The 21,046-nt window shown below is 65.8% G+C and carries 20 protein-coding genes; 10 read left to right on the forward strand and 10 right to left on the reverse strand.

Annotation, left to right across the window (positions count from 1 at the left end):
• Window positions 1-10 precede the first annotated feature (10 nt).
• Entirely contained in the window at window positions 11-892 is an 882-nt protein-coding gene (locus ACREXZ_RS26465) for a LysR family transcriptional regulator (RefSeq protein WP_431767093.1), read from the reverse strand.
• A gap of 144 nt (window positions 893-1,036) precedes the next feature.
• On the opposite strand from ACREXZ_RS26465, the gene ACREXZ_RS26470 reads away from it, so the two are divergent.
• Together ACREXZ_RS26470 and ACREXZ_RS26475 are read left to right on the forward strand one after the other, a co-directional pair.
• Window positions 1,037-1,549: a Spy/CpxP family protein refolding chaperone gene (locus tag ACREXZ_RS26470; RefSeq protein WP_431767094.1), complete on the forward strand. Its 513-nt coding sequence runs from the start codon at window positions 1,037-1,039 to the stop codon at window positions 1,547-1,549.
• A gap of 178 nt (window positions 1,550-1,727) precedes the next feature.
• Window positions 1,728-2,171 carry a PGDYG domain-containing protein gene (locus tag ACREXZ_RS26475; RefSeq protein ID WP_431767095.1) on the forward strand — a complete coding sequence of 148 codons (444 nt, stop codon included), beginning with the start codon at window positions 1,728-1,730 and terminating at the stop codon, window positions 2,169-2,171.
• Window positions 2,172-2,209: 38 nt separating this feature from the next.
• Here ACREXZ_RS26475 and ACREXZ_RS26480 read toward each other — a convergent pair whose 3' ends face one another.
• The 8 genes from ACREXZ_RS26480 to ACREXZ_RS26515 all read right to left on the reverse strand — a co-directional run bounded on the left by ACREXZ_RS26480 (window position 2,210) and on the right by ACREXZ_RS26515 (window position 9,768).
• Window positions 2,210-2,578 carry a DUF3022 domain-containing protein gene (locus tag ACREXZ_RS26480; RefSeq protein ID WP_431767096.1) on the reverse strand — a complete coding sequence of 123 codons (369 nt, stop codon included), beginning with the start codon at window positions 2,576-2,578 and terminating at the stop codon, window positions 2,210-2,212.
• A 116-nt stretch (window positions 2,579-2,694) separates the two neighbouring features.
• The gene (locus ACREXZ_RS26485; protein WP_431767097.1) at window positions 2,695-3,504 is read right to left on the reverse strand and encodes a YhfC family intramembrane metalloprotease; all 810 of its coding nucleotides are present in this window, start codon (window positions 3,502-3,504) and stop codon (window positions 2,695-2,697) included.
• Window positions 3,505-3,564: 60 nt separating this feature from the next.
• Window positions 3,565-4,623 carry a LacI family DNA-binding transcriptional regulator gene (locus tag ACREXZ_RS26490; protein ID WP_431767098.1) on the reverse strand — a complete coding sequence of 353 codons (1,059 nt, stop codon included), beginning with the start codon at window positions 4,621-4,623 and terminating at the stop codon, window positions 3,565-3,567.
• Window positions 4,620-5,594 (reverse strand): 2-hydroxyacid dehydrogenase, encoded by a 975-nt coding sequence (locus ACREXZ_RS26495; protein WP_431767099.1) that lies wholly within the window; start codon window positions 5,592-5,594, stop codon window positions 4,620-4,622. Before ACREXZ_RS26495 ends, ACREXZ_RS26490 begins: the two co-directional genes overlap by 4 nt.
• On the reverse strand, window positions 5,594-6,889 hold the full coding sequence (locus ACREXZ_RS26500) for an MFS transporter (protein ID WP_431767100.1): 1,296 nt from the start codon (window positions 6,887-6,889) through the stop codon (window positions 5,594-5,596). Before ACREXZ_RS26500 ends, ACREXZ_RS26495 begins: the two co-directional genes overlap by 1 nt.
• A gap of 56 nt (window positions 6,890-6,945) precedes the next feature.
• The gene (locus ACREXZ_RS26505; RefSeq protein WP_431767101.1) at window positions 6,946-7,902 is read right to left on the reverse strand and encodes a sugar kinase; all 957 of its coding nucleotides are present in this window, start codon (window positions 7,900-7,902) and stop codon (window positions 6,946-6,948) included.
• Window positions 7,899-8,735, reverse strand: coding sequence for a sugar phosphate isomerase/epimerase family protein (locus ACREXZ_RS26510; protein WP_431767102.1), 837 nt, complete (start codon window positions 8,733-8,735; stop codon window positions 7,899-7,901). Before ACREXZ_RS26510 ends, ACREXZ_RS26505 begins: the two co-directional genes overlap by 4 nt.
• Window positions 8,736-8,880: 145 nt before the next feature.
• Window positions 8,881-9,768 carry a LysR family transcriptional regulator gene (locus ACREXZ_RS26515; protein ID WP_431767103.1) on the reverse strand — a complete coding sequence of 296 codons (888 nt, stop codon included), beginning with the start codon at window positions 9,766-9,768 and terminating at the stop codon, window positions 8,881-8,883.
• Window positions 9,769-9,883: 115 nt separating this feature from the next.
• Between ACREXZ_RS26515 and ACREXZ_RS26520 the strand changes: the two genes are divergently transcribed.
• From ACREXZ_RS26520 to ACREXZ_RS26545, 6 genes are all read left to right on the forward strand, one after another.
• Window positions 9,884-10,966, forward strand: coding sequence for a YeiH family protein (locus ACREXZ_RS26520; RefSeq protein WP_431767104.1), 1,083 nt, complete (start codon window positions 9,884-9,886; stop codon window positions 10,964-10,966).
• A gap of 141 nt (window positions 10,967-11,107) precedes the next feature.
• Window positions 11,108-11,854 carry a glutathione S-transferase gene (locus tag ACREXZ_RS26525; RefSeq protein ID WP_431767105.1) on the forward strand — a complete coding sequence of 249 codons (747 nt, stop codon included), beginning with the start codon at window positions 11,108-11,110 and terminating at the stop codon, window positions 11,852-11,854.
• 124 nt (window positions 11,855-11,978) lie between these two features.
• Window positions 11,979-13,712 (forward strand): ClcB-like voltage-gated chloride channel protein, encoded by a 1,734-nt coding sequence (locus tag ACREXZ_RS26530; protein ID WP_431767106.1) that lies wholly within the window; start codon window positions 11,979-11,981, stop codon window positions 13,710-13,712.
• A gap of 104 nt (window positions 13,713-13,816) precedes the next feature.
• Window positions 13,817-15,154, forward strand: a complete 1,338-nt coding sequence (locus ACREXZ_RS26535) for a C45 family autoproteolytic acyltransferase/hydolase (RefSeq protein WP_431767107.1) — start codon at window positions 13,817-13,819, stop codon at window positions 15,152-15,154.
• Window positions 15,155-15,354: 200 nt separating this feature from the next.
• The gene (locus ACREXZ_RS26540) at window positions 15,355-15,612 is read left to right on the forward strand and encodes a hypothetical protein (RefSeq protein ID WP_431767108.1); all 258 of its coding nucleotides are present in this window, start codon (window positions 15,355-15,357) and stop codon (window positions 15,610-15,612) included.
• A 34-nt stretch (window positions 15,613-15,646) separates the two neighbouring features.
• A complete protein-coding gene (locus ACREXZ_RS26545; protein ID WP_431767109.1) occupies window positions 15,647-15,877 on the forward strand; it encodes a DUF2795 domain-containing protein in 231 nt (76 codons plus the stop codon).
• Between the two features lie 28 nt (window positions 15,878-15,905).
• Here ACREXZ_RS26545 and ACREXZ_RS26550 read toward each other — a convergent pair whose 3' ends face one another.
• Window positions 15,906-16,529 (reverse strand): TetR/AcrR family transcriptional regulator, encoded by a 624-nt coding sequence (locus ACREXZ_RS26550; protein WP_431767110.1) that lies wholly within the window; start codon window positions 16,527-16,529, stop codon window positions 15,906-15,908.
• Window positions 16,530-16,836: 307 nt separating this feature from the next.
• On the opposite strand from ACREXZ_RS26550, the gene ACREXZ_RS26555 reads away from it, so the two are divergent.
• Together ACREXZ_RS26555 and ACREXZ_RS26560 are read left to right on the forward strand one after the other, a co-directional pair.
• Window positions 16,837-17,907, forward strand: a complete 1,071-nt coding sequence (locus ACREXZ_RS26555; protein ID WP_431767148.1) for an efflux RND transporter periplasmic adaptor subunit — start codon at window positions 16,837-16,839, stop codon at window positions 17,905-17,907.
• Window positions 17,904-21,044 (forward strand): efflux RND transporter permease subunit, encoded by a 3,141-nt coding sequence (locus ACREXZ_RS26560; protein ID WP_431767111.1) that lies wholly within the window; start codon window positions 17,904-17,906, stop codon window positions 21,042-21,044. The genes ACREXZ_RS26555 and ACREXZ_RS26560 overlap by 4 nt, the downstream gene beginning before the upstream one ends.
• Window positions 21,045-21,046 lie beyond the last annotated feature (2 nt).

Consider the following 21,046-nt stretch of genomic DNA (forward strand, 5'->3'; position numbering starts at 1 on the left):
TCACGCGGCATCACGCGCCGAGCTGCTCGATCACGAAATCGATGAACGTCGTGAGCTTCGGCGTCGCGCGCTGGTCGCGCGGGTAGATCAGATGCACGGGTAAGCCTTCGGGCAGATAGTCCTCGAGCACTGACACGAGCTGGCCGCCCGCGATCTCCTTCGCAAGCAGCGCTTCGGGCTGCAGCACGAGACCGAAGCCGCGCAGTGCCGCGACCTTCAGCGCCTGCCCGTTGTTCGCGCGAAACCGGCCCGCGCGCAGATTCTCGCCGGGTGTATCGCCTTCGAGTCGCCAGAGGCCCTCGCGTCCCCAGTGCAAAAAGCCAAGGCATTCGTGCTGTGCGAGATCCGCGGGCGTGCGCGGCGTGCCGGCCCGTTCGAGATACGCAGGCGACGCGCACGCGCGCATCCGGTACGGCTTCAGCGGCCGCGCGACGAAGCTCGAATCGGGCAACCGGCCGATCCGCACAGCCGCATCGAAGCCCTCTTCGACCAGGTCCGTGATGCGGTTCGTCAGATCGAGTTCGAGACTGACGTCGGGCCACGCGGTCAGATAGTCGGTCATCGCCGGCGCAAACACCTCGACGCCATACGTGAGCGGCACGGTCACCTTGAGCAGGCCGCGCGGCGCCGTCGCCATCGCTTCCGCGATCGACTCCGCTTCTTTCACCTCCGCAAGGATGCGGCGGCACTGCTCGTAATACTGCCGGCCGATCTCGGTCAAACTTTGACGTCGCGTAGTACGCGTGAGGAGCCGCGTCGCAAGCCGTGTTTCAAGCGAACGGATATGTTTGCCGGCCATCGCCGACGAAATACCGAAGCGTTCGGCGGCCGCCGTCAGGCTGCCCGCCTCGACGACGGCCACGAATACCTCCATGCTGGCGAACTTGTCCACCCGCTATTTCCTGTTCGTTTCGTTTGTAAGCAGTTGTCGCATCGCGGACGCAACCCTGGTATATCGTGATACTAATATTGCCAAGGCGAAGCGACCAGCCGCGGGCTGGTATCTTCCCGATACGAACGACCATCAGGAGTCTCGATGAAAAAAACCCTCGCTATCCTCGCCACCGCCCTCACCATGAGCGGCGCTTTCGCCCAGGCTTCATCGCCGGCCGCACCGGCTATGTCAGCCTCCGCCCCTGCGGCCAAGGTCCCGCACGAGCAGCGCGTCGAAGAGCGCATCGCCTACCTGCACTCGCAGCTGAAGATCACGCCGCAGCAGGAAGCCCAATGGAGCACCTTCGCCGACGTCATGCGCGGCAACGGCCAGACGATGGGCGAACTGTATCGTCAGCGTGGCGAGAACAAGAACGTGTCGGCACTCGACGACATGAAGCAGTACTCGGAAATCGCCCAGGCTCACGCCGACGGCACGAAGAAGCTGGTCGACGCGTTCGAGCCGCTGTACAACGGCTTCTCGCCGGAGCAGAAGACGCTCGCCGACACGACGTTCCGCGAAGGCGGACAGCACCGCGCCGAGCATCCGCGCCGCCGTCATTCGGGCAAGGCGCCGGCTGCCGGGGCCGCCAGCGACGCGACCGTGAAGCCGTAATCGCCCTCGCATCGCTTACGCAGGTTTACGCTGTGTTACCGCGCCCGCCCTCACCGGCGGGCGTTTTTCATGCGTGACGCATCTGCGCGCACGTGGAGGTCGTGCTTTCGCGACGCGCGCTTTAGCGTTACGCTTGCGGCCTCGTCCACTACCCGCCCCGAAGCCGGGCACCCGCGTCATGATCGAACTCCGTCACATCGACCTGCGTACCGATGCCGCCACTCAACGCGTCGTCAAGGATGAAACGGTCGCCGTCGATTTCGCCGCACACGACGGCGAACTGATGAGTCTCGAAGGCCCGAATCGCTACGTGCCGGGCGACGCGTTGATCACCGGTTCCACCGGTGACCGCTGGGTCGTGTCCCGCGCGCGCTTCGATGCGAAATACGTCCCGGCAGATGCGACGCTCGTGCACGGCACGCCTGGCGCCTATCGCAACCGCCCCGCCGTCGTGCTCGCGAAACGCATGGATGAAGCGTTCTCGCTCGCGCGCTCCGCGGACGGCGGCGACGTGCTCACCGGCAACGCCGGCGACTGGATCATGCAATATGCGCCCGGCGATTACGGCGTCGTGCAGGCCGCGCGATTCGCGAAGGTGTATCGGATCGCCGGCGACGCGTGACTATCACGGTCCTCATGCGAACCCTTCATGCAAATCCATTAAGCAAACTCGTCGCCGAGATCGACCGTCACTTCTTTCGGCACCGGCTCGCCGTTCGCATACTGCTCCTCGAGCGAGCCGATCGATGCTTCCACATACGCCCGCAGTACCGCGAAACTCCGTCCGCGTAACCGTGCGGGCAATGCTCGATAGCGTGCGAGCGCAGCGGGCGACACCACCACGTGCAGCGCGATACGGCGCGCGGTCGATCCGAAGCGCATCGCGACCCAGTGAACGACCAGCGTCGGCGTACCGTCGTCGGCGGGCTGTTCGGCGAAACGCGTCTGCTCGGGGAACAGATCGCTGATCACGCGCGCGAGCTCCTCGATATCAGGACTCGCGCAGTCGTACTGGTAGGCTTCTTCCATAAGCGTCGGGACTGAGAACGTCGTGAATCGGAATGCGGCTACGGCACCGCGTTGCCGATGAAACCGATGCAGCCGCGCGGCGAATCATGCCACGATGCGCGACCGCACGGCAGCGTTCAGGCAAGCACACCCGGCCGCCGCACGCGACGCACCAGCACGATGGCGACCACGATCGCCGCGATCACATACAGGCCGTCCACTTCGACAAGCGACAGCATCCGCACCTGAAACATCGCAGCCGGCAATTCGATGACTGCATGCACGATGATCGCGAGCGGCAGGATGCCGCGCCAGCCGGCCCGCACCCCGCGCCACATCAACACCGACAGGCCAATCTGAAGCACCAGCGACGCAAGACGCTCGAGCGTGAAGATACCGCTCGTCACCGGCGACAGCGTCGCGAGAATCAGGTGCATGCGCATCAGCGCGTCGGGCGGCAGGTTCGACATCTGACTGTCGAGTTGCCCACGGTTCGCGAGCACCGCGAAGAAAATCCACTGTGCCTGCACCAGCACGCCGACGAGCCACGCTTCCGCGCCACCGTGACCGATACCATACGCGAGCGCGCGGCCGTCGCCGGACGGGTCGGCCGCGGGCGTGCCGGGTGCCGCGCGACGCCACATCATGCGCATCGCGATAAAACGGCCGACCTCCTCGCAGATACCCGCCGCAAGCGCGCCGTACACGACGAACACAAACGGATTCGACAGCCACCCGGACGTCACCGGATTCAAACGCAACAGGTAGTCGTTCACCGCGCGCTCGATCACCATCGCGAACGCCGCGAACACCGCGATACCGGCGATGACGTCGCGCCGGTTGAACGCGAACGGCACCTTCAGGCGGCGGTACAGGATGATGGGGACGATCGCGATGAAGAGCGTCGTGAGCGACAGACAGACCAGCGTGAGTGGAGCGACGACCATGAGGTTCCTTGCAGTAACCGGCGCGCACGGTTCGCGCGCCGCAACCCGAATGATCGCAGATCAGCGCGTCGTCGACGCGCGTACGATCAGTTCGCCCGGCAGCAGGCAGTCGCGCGCCGGCGCTTTGGCACCGTCGATCCGCTCGTGCAGGAACTCCACTGCCCGATAGCCGATGTCGTAGGTCGGCTGACGAACCGTCGTGATGCCAGCGAGTTCGGCCCAGTCGGGATCGTCGATCGACAGCAGCGCAACGCGCTCGGGCCAGCGCGCGCCGAGTCGCTGGTTGAGATGCAGCGCGATGCGCAGTGCGACCGGCGCGTTCGCAGCGAACAGCGCGAGCCGGCGCGGTGCGGCATCGATCGCGGCATCGAGTTGCGCGAGCGTGCGCGCGACGCTTGTTTCGTCCGCGAGATCGAGGACGACCGTTTCTCCCCTCGCTTCTCCCCTTGCTTCCCCCGCACGTTGCTGTTCGCGCAGCGTCGCGTGGAACGCGGCCTCGCGCAGCCGGCGCGAACTGACCGATTCGTACGGCTGCACGACGAACCGGATGTCGTCGAAGCCCTGCTCCAGCAAGTGACGCGTCGCGCGGTTCACCGCATCCGCGTTGTCGAGGCCGACCATGTCGGCGGCCAGCCCTTCGATCATCCGGTCGACGAGCACAGCCGGAATGCCGCTGCCCACCGGCCGCAGCGTTTCCTCGCTCACGCCAAGCGCATTGACGATCACGCCTTCGACGCGGTACGTCGTGAGCAGTTGCAGGAAACGCCGCTCCATCTCGACTTCGTTGGCGGCGTGGCAGATCAGCGGCATGTAGCCAAGCGCGTGGCACGCGGCTTCGACGCCCTGCAATACCTCGACCGAATACGGGTTCGTCAGGTCGGCGAGCAGCATGCCGATCAGCCGGTTGCGGCCACGCTTCAGACCGCGCGCCATCTGGTTCGGCTGATAGTCGAGCCGTTCGATCGCCGCGGCGATGCGCGTGCGGATGTCCTCCGACAGCACGCTCATCTCGCCGTTCAGATAGCGTGAGATGCTCGTCTTGCCCGTACCGGCTTCGCGCGCGACGTCGCTGATCGTCGCGCGTCGCGGCGGATTCGTGTCGCCTGGCGCGCCACTCATCGCGCGAGCACCTCGCGGTTCACGACGTTGCGCGTCAACGTGCCCGCCAGCGCCGCGACGAGATTTTCGGCGGCGCAGCGCGCCATCGCATGACGCGTCTCGTGCGTCGCCGACCCGATATGCGGCAGCGCGACGACATTGCTCAGCGTCAGCAGCGGCGAATCGGCGGTGAGCGGTTCATGCGCGAACACGTCGAGCCCGGCGCCGTGAATCGTGCCTGCCTGGAGCGCGTCGATCAGCGCCGCTTCGTCGACGGTCGCGCCGCGCGACGCATTGATCAGGATCGCGCTCTTCTTCATCGCCCGAAGTTGCTCGGCGCCGATCAGATGATGGGTCTCCGGCGTAAGCGGCACCTGCAGACAGACAAAATCGGACTGCGCGAGCAGCTCGGCCAGTTCGACGCGGCGTGCGCCCCACGCGGCTTCCGCTTCGCGGTTCGGGCTGCGGTTCGTGTACAGCACCTGCATGTTGAAGCCGAGCGCCGCCCGTCGCGCGACCGCTCCGCCGATCCGGCCAAGCCCGACGATGCCGAGCGTCTTGCCCTGCACGTCGACGCCGAAATGCTCGGGGCCGATGCTGTGGGTCCACTGCCCGGCCTTCACCCAGTCGGCGAGTTCGACGACACGTCGCGCGGTGGCGAGGATCAGCGAGAACACGGTATCGGCTGTCGATTCGGTCAACACGTCCGGCGTGTGCGCGAGCACGATGCCGCGGCGCGTCAGGTCTGCGACGTCGAAGTTGTCGTAGCCGACGGAGATCGTCGACAGCGCCTTCAGCCGCGGCGCGCCTTCGAGCATCGCGGACGTGATCTTCACGCTCGCACCGATCGCGCCGTCCGCATCGTGCAGCGCGGCGACGAATGCGTCGTGCGCTTCGTCCGGGCCTGCTTCTATCCGTACGACCTCCGCGTGTTCGCGCAGATATGCGAGCACGTCGTCGGGCAACGGTTTGTACGCAACGATCCTGTTCATCAGTGTCCTTCTCCGTGCTTTGCTTGCAAAGGGGGGGTCAACGTCCGTGCCGTCGACTGCTGCGGCTTCACCGCGAGCGTGAAGATCACAGCCGCGACGAGCGCGACGCTCATGAACGCATACGACGCAGCCGGCGAACCGGTCGCGCCATTCAGATAACCGACCATGTACGAGCCGACGAACGAACCCAGCGCACCCATGCTGTTGATCAGCGCCATCGCGCCGCCCGCGACGTTCTTCGGCAGCAGTTCCGGCACGATCGCGAAGAACGGCCCGTACGGCGCGTACATCGCGGCACCCGCGATCACCAGCAATGCATACGACAACCAGAAATGCGTCGAACCGAGCGCATACGACGCGGCGAACGCGATCGCGCCGAGCAGCAGGAACGGCCACACGAACACCTTGCGCCGATCGAGTTTATCCGATGCCCACGACACCGCGAGCATTGCGATCGTCGCAGCGAGGTACGGCAGCGCCGACAGCCAGCCGGTTTCGACCATGCCGAGCGTCGAGCCGTTCTTCAGGATCGACGGCAACCACAGCACGAAACCGTAGACGCCAATGCTCCAGCAAAAGTATTGCGCGCACAGCTTGATCACCGCGGGCGAGCGAAACGCCTCGCTGTAATTGCGCACCGGTTTGATCGCCGCCTGCTCCGCGCGCAGAGCCGCGTCGAGCGCGTCCTTTTCGTCGCGCGACAGCCACGAGACCTGCGCGGGCTTGTCCTTCACGAGGAACCACCAGCACACGGCCCACAGCACCGCGGGCACGCCTTCGGCGATGAACATGTGACGCCAGCCGAACGAGTGCACGAGATAGCCCGACACGACCGACATCCACAGCACTGTCACCGGATTGCCGAGAATCAGGAACGTGTTCGCGCGCGAGCGCTCGTGCTTCGTGAACCAGTTGCTGATGAAGATCAGCATCGCCGGCATCACGGCCGCCTCGACGACGCCGAGCATGAAGCGGATCGCCATCAGCGACGGCACGTTGCTCACGATGCCAGTCAGCGCCGCGCAGCCGCCCCACAGAATCAGGCTCCAGAAGACGAGCTTCTTCACGCTGCGTCGTTCCGCGTAGATTGCGCCCGGAATCTGGAAGAAAAAATAGCCGAGGAAAAACAGCGCACCGATCAGCGACGACAAACCCTTGCTGATGCCGAGATCCTGATTGATGCCAGCCGCGGACGCGAAGCCGTAATTCGCGCGATCCAGATACGCGAGGCTGTACGTGATGAAGACGATCGGCATGATCGTCCACCAACGGCGCATTGCAAGCGATGAGTTCATGGGTTGTCTCCTTCGTCTCCAGATTTTTGCTTCATTCTGCTATGCCGCCGTGCTGCTCACACGTGCGTAGCCTGTTCGAGCGCGTCGAGTTCGGCGCGCGTCGGCAGGCCTTCCGAATCGCCGATCACCTGGATCGCGAACCCGCCGATCCGGTTGCCGCGCGCGACGGCTTCCGTCAACGAGCGTCCTTCGAGCAACGCGCTGACGACGCCGACCGCGAAGCCGTCGCCGGCCCCGACGGTATCGACGACGCGTTCGACCGGCTGAGCAGCGACCGTGCCTTCGCTGTCGGCCGTGCGGAAGTACGCGCCCTGCGGTCCGAGTTTCACGATGACGCCGCGCGCGCCGCGGTCGAGGTAGAAACGCGCGATGTCATCGGGACGCGTGTGGCCCGTCAGAATCTCGCCCTCGCCGAGGCCCGGCAGCACCCAGTCGGCGAGCGACGCGAGTTCGTTCAGCGCGGCGACCATCGCTTCGCGCGAAGGCCACAGCGTCGGACGCAGGTTCGGATCGAACGAGATCGTGCGGCCCGCCGCGCGCATCTCGCGCGCGAGATGGAACGCGAGTTCACGCGACGACACGGACAGCGCGGGCGCAACTCCGGTCAGATGCAGATGGCGCGCGCCGAGCACGTACGCAGCGTCGTAGTCGTGGAGCGACAGGTGGCTCGCCGCCGAGCCCTTGCGGAAATACTCGATCGCCGGATCGCTACCGTCGTCGTTCTTCGACTTCAGCTGGAAGCCGGTCGGGTAGCGCTCGTCGGTCGTCACGCGACGCTGGTCGATGCGTTCGCGCGACAGCGTCGCACGCACGTAGTCACCGAACGAATCGCGGCCGACGCGGCTCATCCAGCCGACGTTGAAGCCGAGCCGCGACAGCCCGATCGCCACGTTGAGGTCGGCGCCCGCGACGCGCTTCGTGAACTGCCCGACGTCCGCGAGCGGGCCCGGCTCGTTCGCGACGAACATCGCCATGGCTTCGCCATAGGTGACGACATCGAGTGACGGGGTCATGGTGTCTCCTTCTGTTGTGCGGCGGGTCGTGCTGTGGGTTGTGCGGCGGGTCGTGCTGTGGGTTGTGCTGCGTTCGCAAGCCACGCGACGTAATGCGATGCGTCGGCGGCGACGCGTGTCGTGTCGAACGGAAATTCGATGCCGCGCGGCACACTGTGCGGCAGCAGCGGCAACACGGCAGCGCAGAGCGGATCGTCGGCGGCCGGTGCGACGGCGAAGCGTCGCGCGCCCTCGCCGGTCACCGCCTTGCAATGCACGTACTCGACGCGACGCGCGAGTTGCTTCGCCGCCTCGATCGGGTCTTCACCTGGCCAGCGCCAGTTGCCGATATCGAACGTCATGCCGACGAGATCCGGTTGTCCATCGCGGTCAAGCACATCGAACAGCGCCGCGAATTGCGCCAGCGAGCCGCCCATACGCAACTGGCCGTTTTCGACCAGCAGGCGTGGCCGCGCTTCGCCACTCAAGCACGCGGCGAGTTCGGCGGTCTGCGGGCGGTCCGCGAAACCGCCCAGCTGCAGTTTGACGAAGCGCGCGCCGAGCGCCTGTGCTTCATTGAGTGCGAGCTTCAACGCAGCGGTATCGAGCGTGCCGTCGTCGGAGTACAGCGCGGCCGGCGTCGAATAGACCGGCCACATGCCGAGCGCCGTGATCGCGGCGCCGAGTTCCTGCAGTGCGCGCGGCGCTGCCTGGTCATCGGACGCGAATAGTTCGCGGCGAACTTCGAAGCCGGCGGCGCCAGCCGTAGCCGCGACCGCGAGCCACGCGCGATGTCCATCGCGCCGGATCGACTCCACGCCGAACGCGCTCGCGACAATCACGACTTCACTCATATCGAGGCTTCCTTGTTACCGGCTGCAGCGTACTGGCCACAGTCATTGGAACCGGTTCCATCTGCAGGTCGAAAAAAAGCGCTGGTGCGCTTCGATGGCGTAAATCATGCGCCCCGCGTGGTCACCGAACCATCGTGGTAATCCCCTACGTCATGCACATCTCGAGAAACCGCTGCGCGACGCGCGACGGCGCACTTGCATGCGGCACGAGGATCGAAAAGCGGCGGGTCAACGGCTCCGGCGCGAGCGAGACGACGCACAGCGCGTCGTCCTCGTGGCGCATCGACATCGCCGATACGAAGCCGATGCCCATCCCCGCGCGCACCGCCTCTTTCACGCCTTCGACGCCAGCGATCTCGAGCGCCACCCGCATCGGCGCGGCCGCGCGCGCGAACGCACGCTCGACGATCTGCCGCACACCCGAGCCCGCTTCGCGCAGCACCAGCGGCCACGGGCCGAGTTCGGCAAGCGTCGCACGACGTGGCCCGGCCGCGCCGACAGTCACGAGCGGATGCGTACTCGGCATGATCGCGACGATCTCATCCTCGTGCCACGGATGAACTCCCGTATCGGGAGGCAGATCCGAACCCACCGGCCCTTCGATCAGCGCGATATCGACCGACGCCAACGCGCCGACGATCTCCGACGTGTTGCCGTCGGCGACATGAAGGGTGACGTCCGGATAGTGCTGGCGAAAATCGGCAATCAGATACGGCAGCAGGTAGCTCGCGGGCGTCGTACTCGCACCGATCCGCAGCGTGCCGCGCTCCATCCCGCGCAACGCGTCGCGATACGCGTGCGCCTGGCGCCAGGTATCGCGCAGACGCGCCGCGTAGGTCGCAAGCTGCTCGCCAGTCGGCGTCAGCCGCACGCCACGCCCTTCCCGCTGATACAGCGGCTCGCCGAACTCGTCCTGCAAGAGCCGCAACTGCCCTGACACCGCCGGCTGCGACAGATGCAGCGTCTCCGCCGCGCGGCTGATGTTCAGCTGCTCGGCGACTGCGGCAAACGTTATAAGCTGATCAGGGGTCATGGCGGTTAATTATCGGTTGAGCCGATATTTTACGTCACAAATCACAATTTCTCATATCGATATATCCAAATTAGGATTAGGCCATCGCATCAGAACGCCTCATGGAGGCCCCAGCATGTCCACCACCCCTCTCAACACCCCAGTACTGGCCGCAGCCTCGTCGACTCGGGGTCATCTCAACGGGATCCTGTTCGTCGCGCTGTTCGCCGCCGCGGTGACACGCGTCGCGCAGCTGCCGGCCATCGCGGGACTCGGGCTCAGTCCGCTGATCGTCGGGATCGTCGCGGGCGCGATCTACGGCAACGTACTGCGCGACGGCATGCCCGACAGCTGGGCGTCCGGTGTCAACTTTTCGGCACGCAAGCTGCTGCGGATCGCGGTTGCGTTCTTCGGGCTGCGGGTCAGTCTGCAGGAAATCGCGCAGGTCGGTCTGCCGGGGCTCACGGTGTCGGTACTGATCGTCGTCAGCACGCTCGTCATCGGCACGTGGGTCGGCATGAAGGTGATGAAGCTCGATCGCGACACGGCGATCCTCACCGCCGCCGGCAGCGCGATCTGCGGTGCGGCCGCGGTGCTCGCCTTCGAATCGACGCTGCAGTCGAAGCCGCACAAGAGCGCGATGGCGGTCGGCAGCGTCGTGCTGTTCGGCACGCTGTCGATGTTCCTGTACCCGGCGCTGTATCGCGCAGGCTGGCTGCATCTCGACACGATCGGCGCGGGCCTCTTCTTCGGCGGCACGATTCACGAGGTTGCGCAGGTGGTCGGCGCGGCGAGCAACGTCAGCCCCGAGGCGACTCACATCGCGACGATCGTCAAGATGACCCGCGTGATGCTGCTGGTGCCCGTGCTGCTCGTGCTCGGTGTGTGGCTCAACCGGACCGCGCGCGGCACGACGGCCGGCAGCACTGCAGGCACACATGCACCGCACAAGCTCGCGATCCCCTGGTTCGCACTCGGCTTTCTCGCACTGGTGATCGTCAATTCGCTGCACGTCCTGCCCGAAGTCGCGACGCAGACAGTGAACACGCTCGACACCTTCGCACTGACGATGGCAATGACCGCGCTCGGCATCGAAACACGCGTGTCGCAGATTCGCCAGGCCGGACCGCGCGCGCTGACCACCGGGTTGATCCTGTATGTGTGGCTGACCTTCGGGGGGCTCGCGATCACGTGGCTCGTCGAACGCGTCCTCGGCTGACCTCGCCCGGCATCACGCCCAGCCCTGCTTCGCGCAGGGCTTTTGCGCTTTCCCGGTCGCACGCATCGCACGCATCCGAGACTTCGCGGCATACTGCATGCTCGCCCGACAGACTCAACCCGTGTGAGCGAGGACCGATCGATGACGTACAAACTCTACTACTGGGACGGCCTCCAGGGCCGCGGCGAATTCGTGCGGCTCGCGCTGGAGGAAGCCGGCGCGGACTATGTCGACGTGGCGCGCGGCGACGAGTCGGAGGATCTCGGCACCGGCGCGATGATGGCGCTGCTCGACAGCCCCGACGAAGCGCATCCGCCGTTCGCGCCGCCATTCCTGCAGGACCTGCAGGAAGGCGGCCTGATCATCCCGCAGACCGCGAACATCCTGTTCTATCTCGGCCCGAAGCTCGGTCTCGCGCCACGCGGCGAGCCGCTACGCTACGTCGCGAACGGTCTGCAGCTGACAATCGCCGACGCCGTCACGGAAGCGCACGACACGCATCATCCGCTCGCGAGCAACCTCTATTACGAAGACCAGAAGGACGCCGCGAAAACCCGCGCGCACGACTTCATCGATCACCGCATTCCGAAGTTCATGCGCTACTTCGAACGCGTGCTCGCGCAGAATCCGGCCGGCGACACTTACCTCGTCGGCGATGCGCTGACTTACGTCGACCTGTCGATGTTCCAGCTGATCGATGGGCTGATGTACGCATTCCCGCGCGGCACGAGGCGCTTCAGTACGCACTACCCGCGGCTCGTGGCATTGCACGACCGGATCGCCGAGCGACCGCGGATTGCCGCGTATCTCGAGTCCGACCGCCGCACTCGGCACAACGAGGCGTGCGTCTTCCGGCACTATCCGGAACTCGACAAAGCCGGCCGCTAAACGCGCCTGCGGGATCATTCCTGTCGCTTAATCTCCTGTCCGCGTCCACCGTGCACATCAAGACTGGCGGACGCGATGCTATTCTTCCGCTCGCACCATTCCACTCACGCTCCACGCTCCCGCCGTGCTCTCATTCCTGCTGAAACTGCGCACCCGCGCGCAACGGCTGTTCAGACTGTCGGACGCGCACACGATGCTGCTGTGGTCGGTGATCGTCGGCGTCGCCGGCGCGTTCGCGACGATGGCGTTTCGCGAGGGCATCGCGCTGCTGCAACGCGCGATCTCGGGCGAGCCCGGCAGCTTCGTCGAGATGGCGCGCAAGCTGCCGTGGACCGTGCGCATCTGCCTGCCCGCGGCGGGCGGTCTTATCGCGGGCCTCTTCCTGTTGATCGCGCGGCGCGGCGCGGATCGCAACAATCACGTCGACTACATGGAAGCGGTCGCGATCGGCGACGGCATCGTGCCGGTACGGCTGAGCCTGTGGCGCAGCGTGTCGTCGCTATTCACGATCGCGAGCGGCGGCTCGATCGGCCGCGAAGGTCCGATGGTGCAGCTTGCGGCGCTCGCCGCGTCGCTCGTCGGCCGCGTCGTGCACTTCGATCCGCCGCGGTTGCGGCTGCTGGTCGCGTGCGGCGCCGCGGCCGGTATCACGTCGGCGTACAGCGCGCCGATCGCGGGCGCGTTCTTCGTCACCGAAATCGTGCTCGGCTCGATCGCGATGGAAAGCTTCGGACCGGTGGTCGTCGCATCGGTGGTCGCGAACATTACGATGCGCGAGTTCGCAGGCTATCGACCGCCTTACGAAATGCCGGTGTTTCCGCCCGTCACCGGCGTCGAGGTGCTGCTGTTCGTCGCGCTCGGTCTGCTGTGCGGCGCGGCGGCGCCGCAGTTCCTGCGCCTGCTCGATCTGTCGAAGGCGGGCTTCCGCCGCATCGTGCTGCCGCTGCCGATCAAGCTCGCGCTCGGCGGCCTCGCGGTCGGCATCCTGTCGGTGTGGTCGCCCGAGGTATGGGGCAACGGCTATAGCGTCGTCAACTCGATCCTGCATTCGCCGTGGACCTGGTCCGCGCTCGTGATGGTGCTCGTCTTCAAGATCGTCGCGACAGCGGCGACAGCGGGTTCGGGCGCGGTCGGCGGGATCTTCACGCCGACGCTGTTCGTCGGCGCGGTGCTCGGCTCGCTGTTCGGTCAGGGGATGCATGCGCTGTGGCCGCATGCTACGTCCGCGCCGTTCGCGTACGCGATGGTCGGCATGGGTGCGTTCCTCGCGGGCGCGACGCAGGCGCCGCTGATGGCAATCCTGATGATCTTCGAAATGACGCTCAGCTATCAGGTCGTGCTGCCGCTGATGCTGTCGTGTGTGGTCGCGTATTTCGTGTCGCGCGCGATCGCGAAGACGTCGATGTACGAAATCACGCTGCATCGCAACCGCGAGGAACAGGAGCGGATGCGGCTGCGCGCAACCCAGATGCGCGAGCTGATCAAACCGCCCGATACCGTCGTGCGGCCCGATGCGACCGTGCAGGAAATGACGCGCGTTTTTCTCGAGTATCCGGTCAAATATCTGTACGTGACTGACGAAGCCGGCTGCTTTCTCGGCGTCGTCGCGCTGAAGGACATCACGTCGGACCTGCTCGAGCGGCGCGACACGTCCGCGCGCACCGCCGCCGATTATCTGCAGCCGCATTTCGACGTGCTGACACCGGACATGCCACTCGGCGTCGCGTTGCAGCATTTCATGGCGTTCCAGGGCGAGCGGTTGCCGGTCGTCGAAAGCATCAAGCATCCGCTGCTGGCCGGCGTGGTCTACAAGACCTCACTGCTCGATGCGTATTTCCGGATGAATCCGACGCGCTGAAACGCCGGGGCAAACCGCCGCAGATTTTCTACAATGAAACGAATCGCGGCGCATCGTCGATGTACCAAGACATCGCCGCGCAGCCCTGTCCGACCGGAGCGAAGATGAGCGAGCCTTCCCTCGATGCCGTTCGCCGCGACCACGCGGGCTGGATTTTCGTGCACGTCGCAGGCGAGCCTTACGATCGCGGCACGCAACACGGTCAGCTACTCGCCGCGGAAATCCAGAGCGCGATCCGCACCGCGCGCTACCTCGCGAAGTGGGACACCGGCGAAGACTTCGACACCTTCGTCGACGCCGCCGTCGAACAGTTCGCACCGAAGCTCGACACCGAGTTCGCCGACGAAATCCAGGGCATCGCCGACGGCGCCGGCCTGCGGTTCGCCGACGTGCTCGCCTGGAATGGCTACATGGACCTGCTGCAGAGCTGGTGGCCGGCCCATGCGTCGGCAGCCCAGCCGCAACTGGGTATCAAGCCGTGGCGCGGCCGGCGTGGTCATCATTGCAGCGCGTTCATCGCGACCGGCGGCGCGACGCGCGATGGTCGCATCGTGATGGCGCACAACTCGTGGGACCGCTATGCGGCCGGCGATGCGTTCAACGTCGTCTTCGACATCGCGCCCGACGCGGGCCACCGGATCCTGATGCAGGGACTGCCCGGCTGCATCTCGAGTCTCACCGACTTCTGGGTCACCGCCGCCGGCCTGATGGTGACCGAAACGACGATCTCGAACTTCGTCGGCTACAACCCGGCGGGCGCGCCGGAGTTCTACCGGTCGCGGCGCGCGAGCCAGTACGCGAACAGCATCGGCGAATGGTGCGAGATGTTCGCGCGCGACAACAACGGCGGCTACGCGAACAGCTGGCTGCTCGGCGATACGAAGACCGGCGAGATCGCGCGCTACGAACTCGGGCTGCACTACTCGGGCTTCGAGAGCACGAAGGACGGCTTCTACAGCGGCTACAACACCGCGACCGATCTGAAGATCCGCAATCAGGAATGCATCGGCGAAGGCGAGGACTACACCGACGTGCGCCACAACGGCGCGCGGCGGGTGCGTTTCATGCAACTGGAGGAAGAGCATCGCGGGCGCATCGACGTCGAACTCGCGAAGCAGATGATCGCCGATCACCACGACGTCTATCTGCAGCAGGCGGACAACCCGTGCTCGCGAACCATCTGCGGACACCTCGAACTCGACGATGCCCGCTTCGGCGGCACCGAGCATGGCCCGTTCAATCCGTGGGGCGCGAACGACGGCAAGGTGGTCGACAGCGAGATGGCCCGCGACATGGCGTTTTTCGCGCGCTGGGGTCATCCGTGCGGCCGGCCGTTCGACGCGCAGGCGTTCATGAAACGCCATCCGCAATGGAACTGGCTGAACGGCTATATGCGCGACCGGCCGTCGTGGCCGTGGGTCCGTTTCGACGTCATGCGCTGAGCCGGACCGCACGACCGTTCGCGCTCCTCCATCGACCGGCGGTGCTGTAAAAAGCGCCGACGGAAATTGCCGTATAAGATGTAATAAGGCGCGTCTCGCGGGCCACGCGATGCCCGCGCCGGGCGGGTGCGCTTCCGGTTTCCGGAGTGGCACGGCGCTTGCTGCAGCCATGGTGCTGCATGAGGAAAGGAGGTCTGGCGATGAAAACCTCGACGCTGATGACCATGGTGCTGCTGTCCGCTTCCTGTTTCGCCGCGCCCATCCATACGGCGCGCGACGTCACCGAAGCGTCGGCAGCCGGACCGGCGGGTCCTGCAGGTACCACGCCCGCCGGGAATGCCGCTACGGACTCCGCCACCGGCGATTCCGTGTCGCAGCAGTGGCAGACCATCGCCCTGCCAAAGTCGCATCATCTGAGCCACGCATTCGCCGGCCCCGACGAGCATCTGCAAACCTGACGGCCAGTTCACACTGCTCACACCGGAGCCCCCGATGACCGGACCGAGCATTCCAGACGAGCCGATCGATCTGCAGATCAGCGACGTGCTGCAGGCGGTCCGCTATCCGGCGAACAAGGATGCACTCGTCGACGCCGCGCGCGAAGCCGGCGCGAGCAACGACGTGCTGTCGATGCTGGACGGCCTGCCCGAACAGGACTACGCGAATTGCGACGCGGTGACCCGGCTGATCGGCGGCAACGACGGGCCGGGATCAAGCAGCTGATTGAAAATACAAGCCGCCGTGCCGCGTCTCACCCCACCGCCCCGCGCCCGAACACAACGCGCCCGAAAAACTCCCCCAGCACCGATTCCGCCAGATCACCCGTGACGTTCTTCGGGTCGATCGTGTACAGGAACTGCACGCCGTCGCACAGGCCCATCAACCCCACTGCGAGTACTTCCGCCGGCACCGGCAGCGGCACCGCTGTACGCGCCGAGAACTCGCTGATATAGGCGGCCATCTGCTCGAGCTTCTCGTGCATGAACGCGTTGAAGCGCGTGCGAAAACGCGCGTCGCGCACGGCGACAAGCTTCGCTTCGGCCCATAGCAGGAAGCACCGGTTATCGCGGTGCATGTGGCTGTAGTACAGCAGCACACGCGCTTCCATCTCTTCACGCGTGGCGCCGCCCGTGAAAATGTCCTGCAGCTCGGTCTGCATCAGTTCGTGATCGCGCCGCAGCAGTTCGAGAAACAACTCGGTCTTGCTGCTGAAGTTGGAGTAGAACGCGCCGCGCGTGTACCCGGCCGCGGCCGCGATGTCCTCGACGCTCGCGGCGACGAATCCCTTCTTCATGAAAATGGCTTGCGCGGCATCGAGCAGACGCAGGCGCGTCTGGTCTTTGCTCTGCTCGCGAGTCAGGCGTGTTCGTTTCATGACTTAAGTCTAGCATCGAATCGATTACACATTCATCTTTGCACTCAGATACAGTGTTGTATTAGAATGCATTCCACCATTTGACCGGCGGCGTGCTGCACTCGCTCATCGGGCTGCGCGTGGTTTCCGCGCGGCATGCCCGCACCGGTTGCCCGTTTCTTTTCGCTCTCTCCCGACCGGAGCCACCGTGAATCGTCCCGATTCTCCCGATTCTTCTGATTCCCGCGCCGCGCAAGCGGCCCTCTTCCCGTCCCGGCCACCGGCGCGGCCCGCTGCGTCACTGCGCCGGGCGGCGTTCGTGCTGGCGATGTCCGGCGTCGTCCTGCTCGCGGCTTGTCAGAAGAAAGAAGCGGCGGCCCCCGCGCCTCGGCCAGTTGTCGCGGCCACGGTGCAGGCCGACGGCCGTCCCGGCACGTCGACGCTGCCGGCCGAAATCCAGGCGCGCTATTCGACGCCGCTGTCGTTCCGGATCGCGGGCAAGATCGTCGAGCGCCGCGTGCGGCTCGGCGATACGGTAAAGGCCGGCCAGATCGTCGCGCAGCTCGACCCCGCCGACGCGCAGAAAAATTCCGCCAGTGCGCAGGCGCAGCTCGATGCCGCGCAGCATCGTCTCGTATATGCGAAGCAGCAGCTTGATCGCGACCGCGCGCAGGCGCAGGCCAACCTGATCGCGCGTGCCCAGCTCGAACAGACCGAGGATGCGTACGCATCGGCGAGCGCGCAGCGCGACCAGGCCGCGCAGCAGGCCGCGCTCGCCAAAGACCAGTTGCAATACGCGACGCTCACCGCCGACCACGCCGGCGTGATCACCGCCGAACAGGCCGACACCGGGCAGAACGTGTCCGCGGGCCAGGCCGTCTACAACCTCGCGTGGAGCGGCGACATCGACGTCGTCTGCGATGCGCCGGAAACCTCGCTCGCGTCGCTAGCGGTCGGCCAGCACGCGACGGTCACACTCTCGGCGCTGCCGGGACGCACGTTCAGCGCGCGCGTGCGCGAGTTGTCGCCCGCCGCCGATCCGCAGAGCCGCACGTGGCGCGCAAGGCTCACGCTCGATAATCCAGGCCCCGACGTACGCCTCGGCATGACGGCCAACATCGCGCTCACGGGCAACATCGCCGCCGGGTCGTCGTTCACACTGCCCGCCACCGCGTTGTTCCACGACGGCAAAGCACCGGCCGTGTGGGTCGTGCGCGCCGCCGACAACGCGCTCGAACTGCGCCGCGTGCAGGTCGCGCGTTACACCGAGCGCACCGTCTCCGTGTCGCAGGGGTTGAAGGACGGCGAACGCGTCGTGCTTCAAGGCGTGCACACGGTCACCGCCGGAGAAAAAGTGCACGTGATCGCGCCGCTGCATCCGGAGGACTTCGCGTCATGAATGCAGCGCACGAAGAAGGACGCTTCAATCTGTCCGCGTGGGCGCTGCGCCATCAGGCGCTGGTCGTCTTCCTGATCGGGCTCGCCACCGCGTTCGGGATTCTCGCGTACACGCGGCTCGCGCAATCGGAAGATCCGCCGTTCACGTTCCGCGTGATGGTGATCCGCACGTTCTGGCCCGGCGCGACCGCGCGTCAGGTGCAGGAACAGGTAACGGACCGTATCGGCCGCAAGCTGCAGGAAACGCCGTCGACCGACTTCCTGCGCAGCTATTCGCGCCCCGGCGAATCGCTGATTTTCTACACGATGAAGGACTCGGCACCGGTCTCCCAGGTGCCCGAAACCTGGTACCAGATCCGCAAGAAGGTCGGCGACATCGCATCGACGCTGCCGCCCGGCATACAGGGCCCGTTCTTCAACGACGAGTTCGGCGACGTCTACACGAACATCTATACGCTCGAAGGCGACGGCTATTCGCCGGCGCAGTTGCACGACTACGCGGATCAACTTCGCACCGTGCTGCTGCGCGTGCCGGGCGTCGCGAAGGTCGATTACTTCGGCGATCCGGACCAGCACATCTACATCGAGATCACGAATACGCAGCTCACACGCCTCGGCATCTCGCCGCAGCAGATCGCGCAGGCGATCAACGCGCAGAACGCCGTGTCGCCGGCCGGCACGCTGACGACCTTCGACGACCGCGTGTTCGTCCGCCCGAGCGGCCAGTTCGGCGACGTGAACGCGCTCGCCGACACGCTGATCCGCGTGAACAACCGCTCGTTCCGGCTCGGCGACATCGCGACGATCCGGCGCGGCTACGACGATCCGCCGTCGACACGGATGCGCTTCGGCGGCCACGACGTGCTCGGCGTCGGCGTCACGATGCAGCCGGGCGGCGACGTGATCCGCCTCGGCAAGGCGCTCGACGCGAAGACAGCCGAGCTGCGTGCCGCGCTGCCCGCGGGGCTAAAGCTCGTCGAAGTGTCGAGCATGCCGAACGCAGTAGCGCACTCGGTCGACGACTTCCTCGAGGCCGTCGCCGAAGCCATCGCGATCGTGCTGGTGGTGAGCCTCGTGTCGCTCGGTGTGCGCACGGGCCTCGTCGTCGTGATCTCGATCCCGGTCGTGCTCGCGGTCACTGCGCTGTGCATGTACGTGTTCGGCATCGGCCTGCACAAGGTATCGCTCGGCACGCTCGTGCTCGCGCTCGGGCTACTCGTCGACGACGCGATCATTGCGGTCGAGATGATGGCCGTGAAGCTCGAACAGGGCTGGAGCCGCACGCGCGCCGCCGCGTTCGCCTACACCAGCACCGCGTTCCCGATGCTGACCGGCACGCTCGTCACCGTCTCGGGTTTTCTGCCCATCGCGCTCGCGAAGTCGAGCACCGGCGAATACACGCGCTCGATCTTCGAGGTCTCGGCGATCGCGCTGATCGCGTCGTGGTTCGCGGCGGTCGTGCTGATTCCGCTGCTCGGGTATCGCCTGCTGCCGGAACGTAAACGTCCGGCGCCGACTCATGGCCAGGAACATGGTGAGGAACACGAACATGAGCACGACATCTACGACACCCGCTTCTATCGACGGTTGCGCGGCTGGAACGCGTGGTGCATCGAGCGACGCTTTGTCGTGCTCGGGATCACCGTCACGCTGTTCGTCGTGTCGCTGGCGGGCTTCACGCTCGTGCCGCAGCAGTTCTTCCCGAGTTCCGATCGGCCTGAACTACTGATCGACGTGCGGCTGCCGGAAGGCGCATCGTTCGAAGCAACGCTGCGCCAGGTGCAGCGCCTCGAAAAGACGCTCGACGGCCGGCCTGAGATCGATCATTTCGTGAACTTCGTCGGCACCGGCGCGCCTCGCTTCTATCTGCCGCTCGACCAGCAACTGCCGCAGCCGAACTTCGCGCAGTTCGTCGTCACCGCGAAGAGCGTCAAGGATCGCGAGAAGCTCGCGAGCTGGCTCGAACCGACGCTGCGCAACCAGTATCCGGCGATCCGCACGCGTCTGTCGCGGCTCGAGAACGGGCCGCCGGTCGGCTATCCGGTGCAGTTCCGCGTGAGCGGCGACGACATCGCGACGGTACGCTCGATCGCCGAGCGCGTCGCGGCGACAATGCGTGCCGATGCCCGCACGAGCAACGTGCAGTACGACTGGGACGAGCCGGCCGAACGCTCGGTGCGCTTCGAGATCGACCAGAAGAAAGCGCGCGAACTGGGCGTCACGTCCGACGACGTGTCCAGCTTCCTCGCGATGACGCTGTCTGGCTACACGGTCACGCAGTACCGCGAGTACGACAAGCTGATCAGCGTCGATCTGCGCGCGCCGAAGCGTGAACGCGTCGATCCGTCGCAGCTGCTCACGCTCGCGATGCCGACACCGAACGGTCCGGTGCCGCTCGGTACGCTCGGCCATCTGCGCAACGACCTCGAATACGGCGTCGTGTGGGAACGCGACCGGCAACCCACGATCACCGTGCAATCGGATGTGGTCGCGAACGCGCAGGGCATCGACGTCACGCACGCGGTCGATCATGCGCTCGAAGCGGTGCGCAGCACGCTGCCGGTCGGCTATCGAATCGAGATCGGCGGCTCGGTCGAGGAAAGCGCGAAAGGCCAGACGTCGATCAACGCGCAGATGCCGATCATGCTCGTCGCCGTACTAACGCTGCTGATGATCCAGTTGCAGAGCTTCGCACGCGTGCTGATGGTCGTGCTGACCGCGCCGCTCGGGCTGATCGGCGTCGTCGCGACGCTGCTGCTGTTCGGCCAGCCGTTCGGCTTCGTCGCGATGCTTGGCGTGATCGCGATGTTCGGCATCATCATGCGCAACTCGGTGATTCTCGTCGACCAGATCGAACAGGACATCGCGGCCGGCCATCGCCGCTTCGACGCGATCGTCGGCGCGACCGTGCGACGCTTCCGGCCGATCACGCTGACGGCGGCCGCCGCTGTGCTCGCACTGATTCCGCTGTTGCGCTCGAACTTCTTCGGGCCAATGGCAACCGCGTTGATGGGCGGCATCACGAGCGCGACCGTGCTGACGCTGTTCTACCTGCCGGCGCTGTACGCGATGTCGTTCCGCGTCCGCGGCGACGAGCGCGATCCGCCGGCCGACGCCGCCGCGCATTCGGGAAACTGACC

Source organism: Paraburkholderia sp., assembly GCF_050742655.1.
Classification (GTDB): domain Bacteria; phylum Pseudomonadota; class Gammaproteobacteria; order Burkholderiales; family Burkholderiaceae; genus Paraburkholderia.

What these genes read in the sequence shown, in the direction of transcription:
- ACREXZ_RS26545 (WP_431767109.1), top strand. Translation starts at nt 15,647, where the DNA reads ATGACCGGACCGAGCATTCCAGACGAGCCGATCGATCTGCAGATCAGC.
- ACREXZ_RS26510 (WP_431767102.1), bottom strand. Translation starts at nt 8,735, where the DNA reads ATGAGTGAAGTCGTGATTGTCGCGAGCGCGTTCGGCGTGGAGTCGATC.
- ACREXZ_RS26485 (WP_431767097.1), bottom strand. Translation starts at nt 3,504, where the DNA reads ATGGTCGTCGCTCCACTCACGCTGGTCTGTCTGTCGCTCACGACGCTC.
- ACREXZ_RS26495 (WP_431767099.1), bottom strand. Translation starts at nt 5,594, where the DNA reads ATGAACAGGATCGTTGCGTACAAACCGTTGCCCGACGACGTGCTCGCA.
- ACREXZ_RS26550 (WP_431767110.1), bottom strand. Translation starts at nt 16,529, where the DNA reads ATGAAACGAACACGCCTGACTCGCGAGCAGAGCAAAGACCAGACGCGC.
- ACREXZ_RS26490 (WP_431767098.1), bottom strand. Translation starts at nt 4,623, where the DNA reads ATGAGTGGCGCGCCAGGCGACACGAATCCGCCGCGACGCGCGACGATC.
- ACREXZ_RS26500 (WP_431767100.1), bottom strand. Translation starts at nt 6,889, where the DNA reads ATGAACTCATCGCTTGCAATGCGCCGTTGGTGGACGATCATGCCGATC.
- ACREXZ_RS26505 (WP_431767101.1), bottom strand. Translation starts at nt 7,902, where the DNA reads ATGACCCCGTCACTCGATGTCGTCACCTATGGCGAAGCCATGGCGATG.
- ACREXZ_RS26470 (WP_431767094.1), top strand. Translation starts at nt 1,037, where the DNA reads ATGAAAAAAACCCTCGCTATCCTCGCCACCGCCCTCACCATGAGCGGC.
- ACREXZ_RS26555 (WP_431767148.1), top strand. Translation starts at nt 16,837, where the DNA reads ATGTCCGGCGTCGTCCTGCTCGCGGCTTGTCAGAAGAAAGAAGCGGCG.
- ACREXZ_RS26520 (WP_431767104.1), top strand. Translation starts at nt 9,884, where the DNA reads ATGTCCACCACCCCTCTCAACACCCCAGTACTGGCCGCAGCCTCGTCG.
- ACREXZ_RS26540 (WP_431767108.1), top strand. Translation starts at nt 15,355, where the DNA reads ATGAAAACCTCGACGCTGATGACCATGGTGCTGCTGTCCGCTTCCTGT.
- ACREXZ_RS26525 (WP_431767105.1), top strand. Translation starts at nt 11,108, where the DNA reads ATGACGTACAAACTCTACTACTGGGACGGCCTCCAGGGCCGCGGCGAA.
- ACREXZ_RS26480 (WP_431767096.1), bottom strand. Translation starts at nt 2,578, where the DNA reads ATGGAAGAAGCCTACCAGTACGACTGCGCGAGTCCTGATATCGAGGAG.
- ACREXZ_RS26535 (WP_431767107.1), top strand. Translation starts at nt 13,817, where the DNA reads ATGAGCGAGCCTTCCCTCGATGCCGTTCGCCGCGACCACGCGGGCTGG.
- ACREXZ_RS26475 (WP_431767095.1), top strand. Translation starts at nt 1,728, where the DNA reads ATGATCGAACTCCGTCACATCGACCTGCGTACCGATGCCGCCACTCAA.
- ACREXZ_RS26515 (WP_431767103.1), bottom strand. Translation starts at nt 9,768, where the DNA reads ATGACCCCTGATCAGCTTATAACGTTTGCCGCAGTCGCCGAGCAGCTG.
- ACREXZ_RS26560 (WP_431767111.1), top strand. Translation starts at nt 17,904, where the DNA reads ATGAATGCAGCGCACGAAGAAGGACGCTTCAATCTGTCCGCGTGGGCG.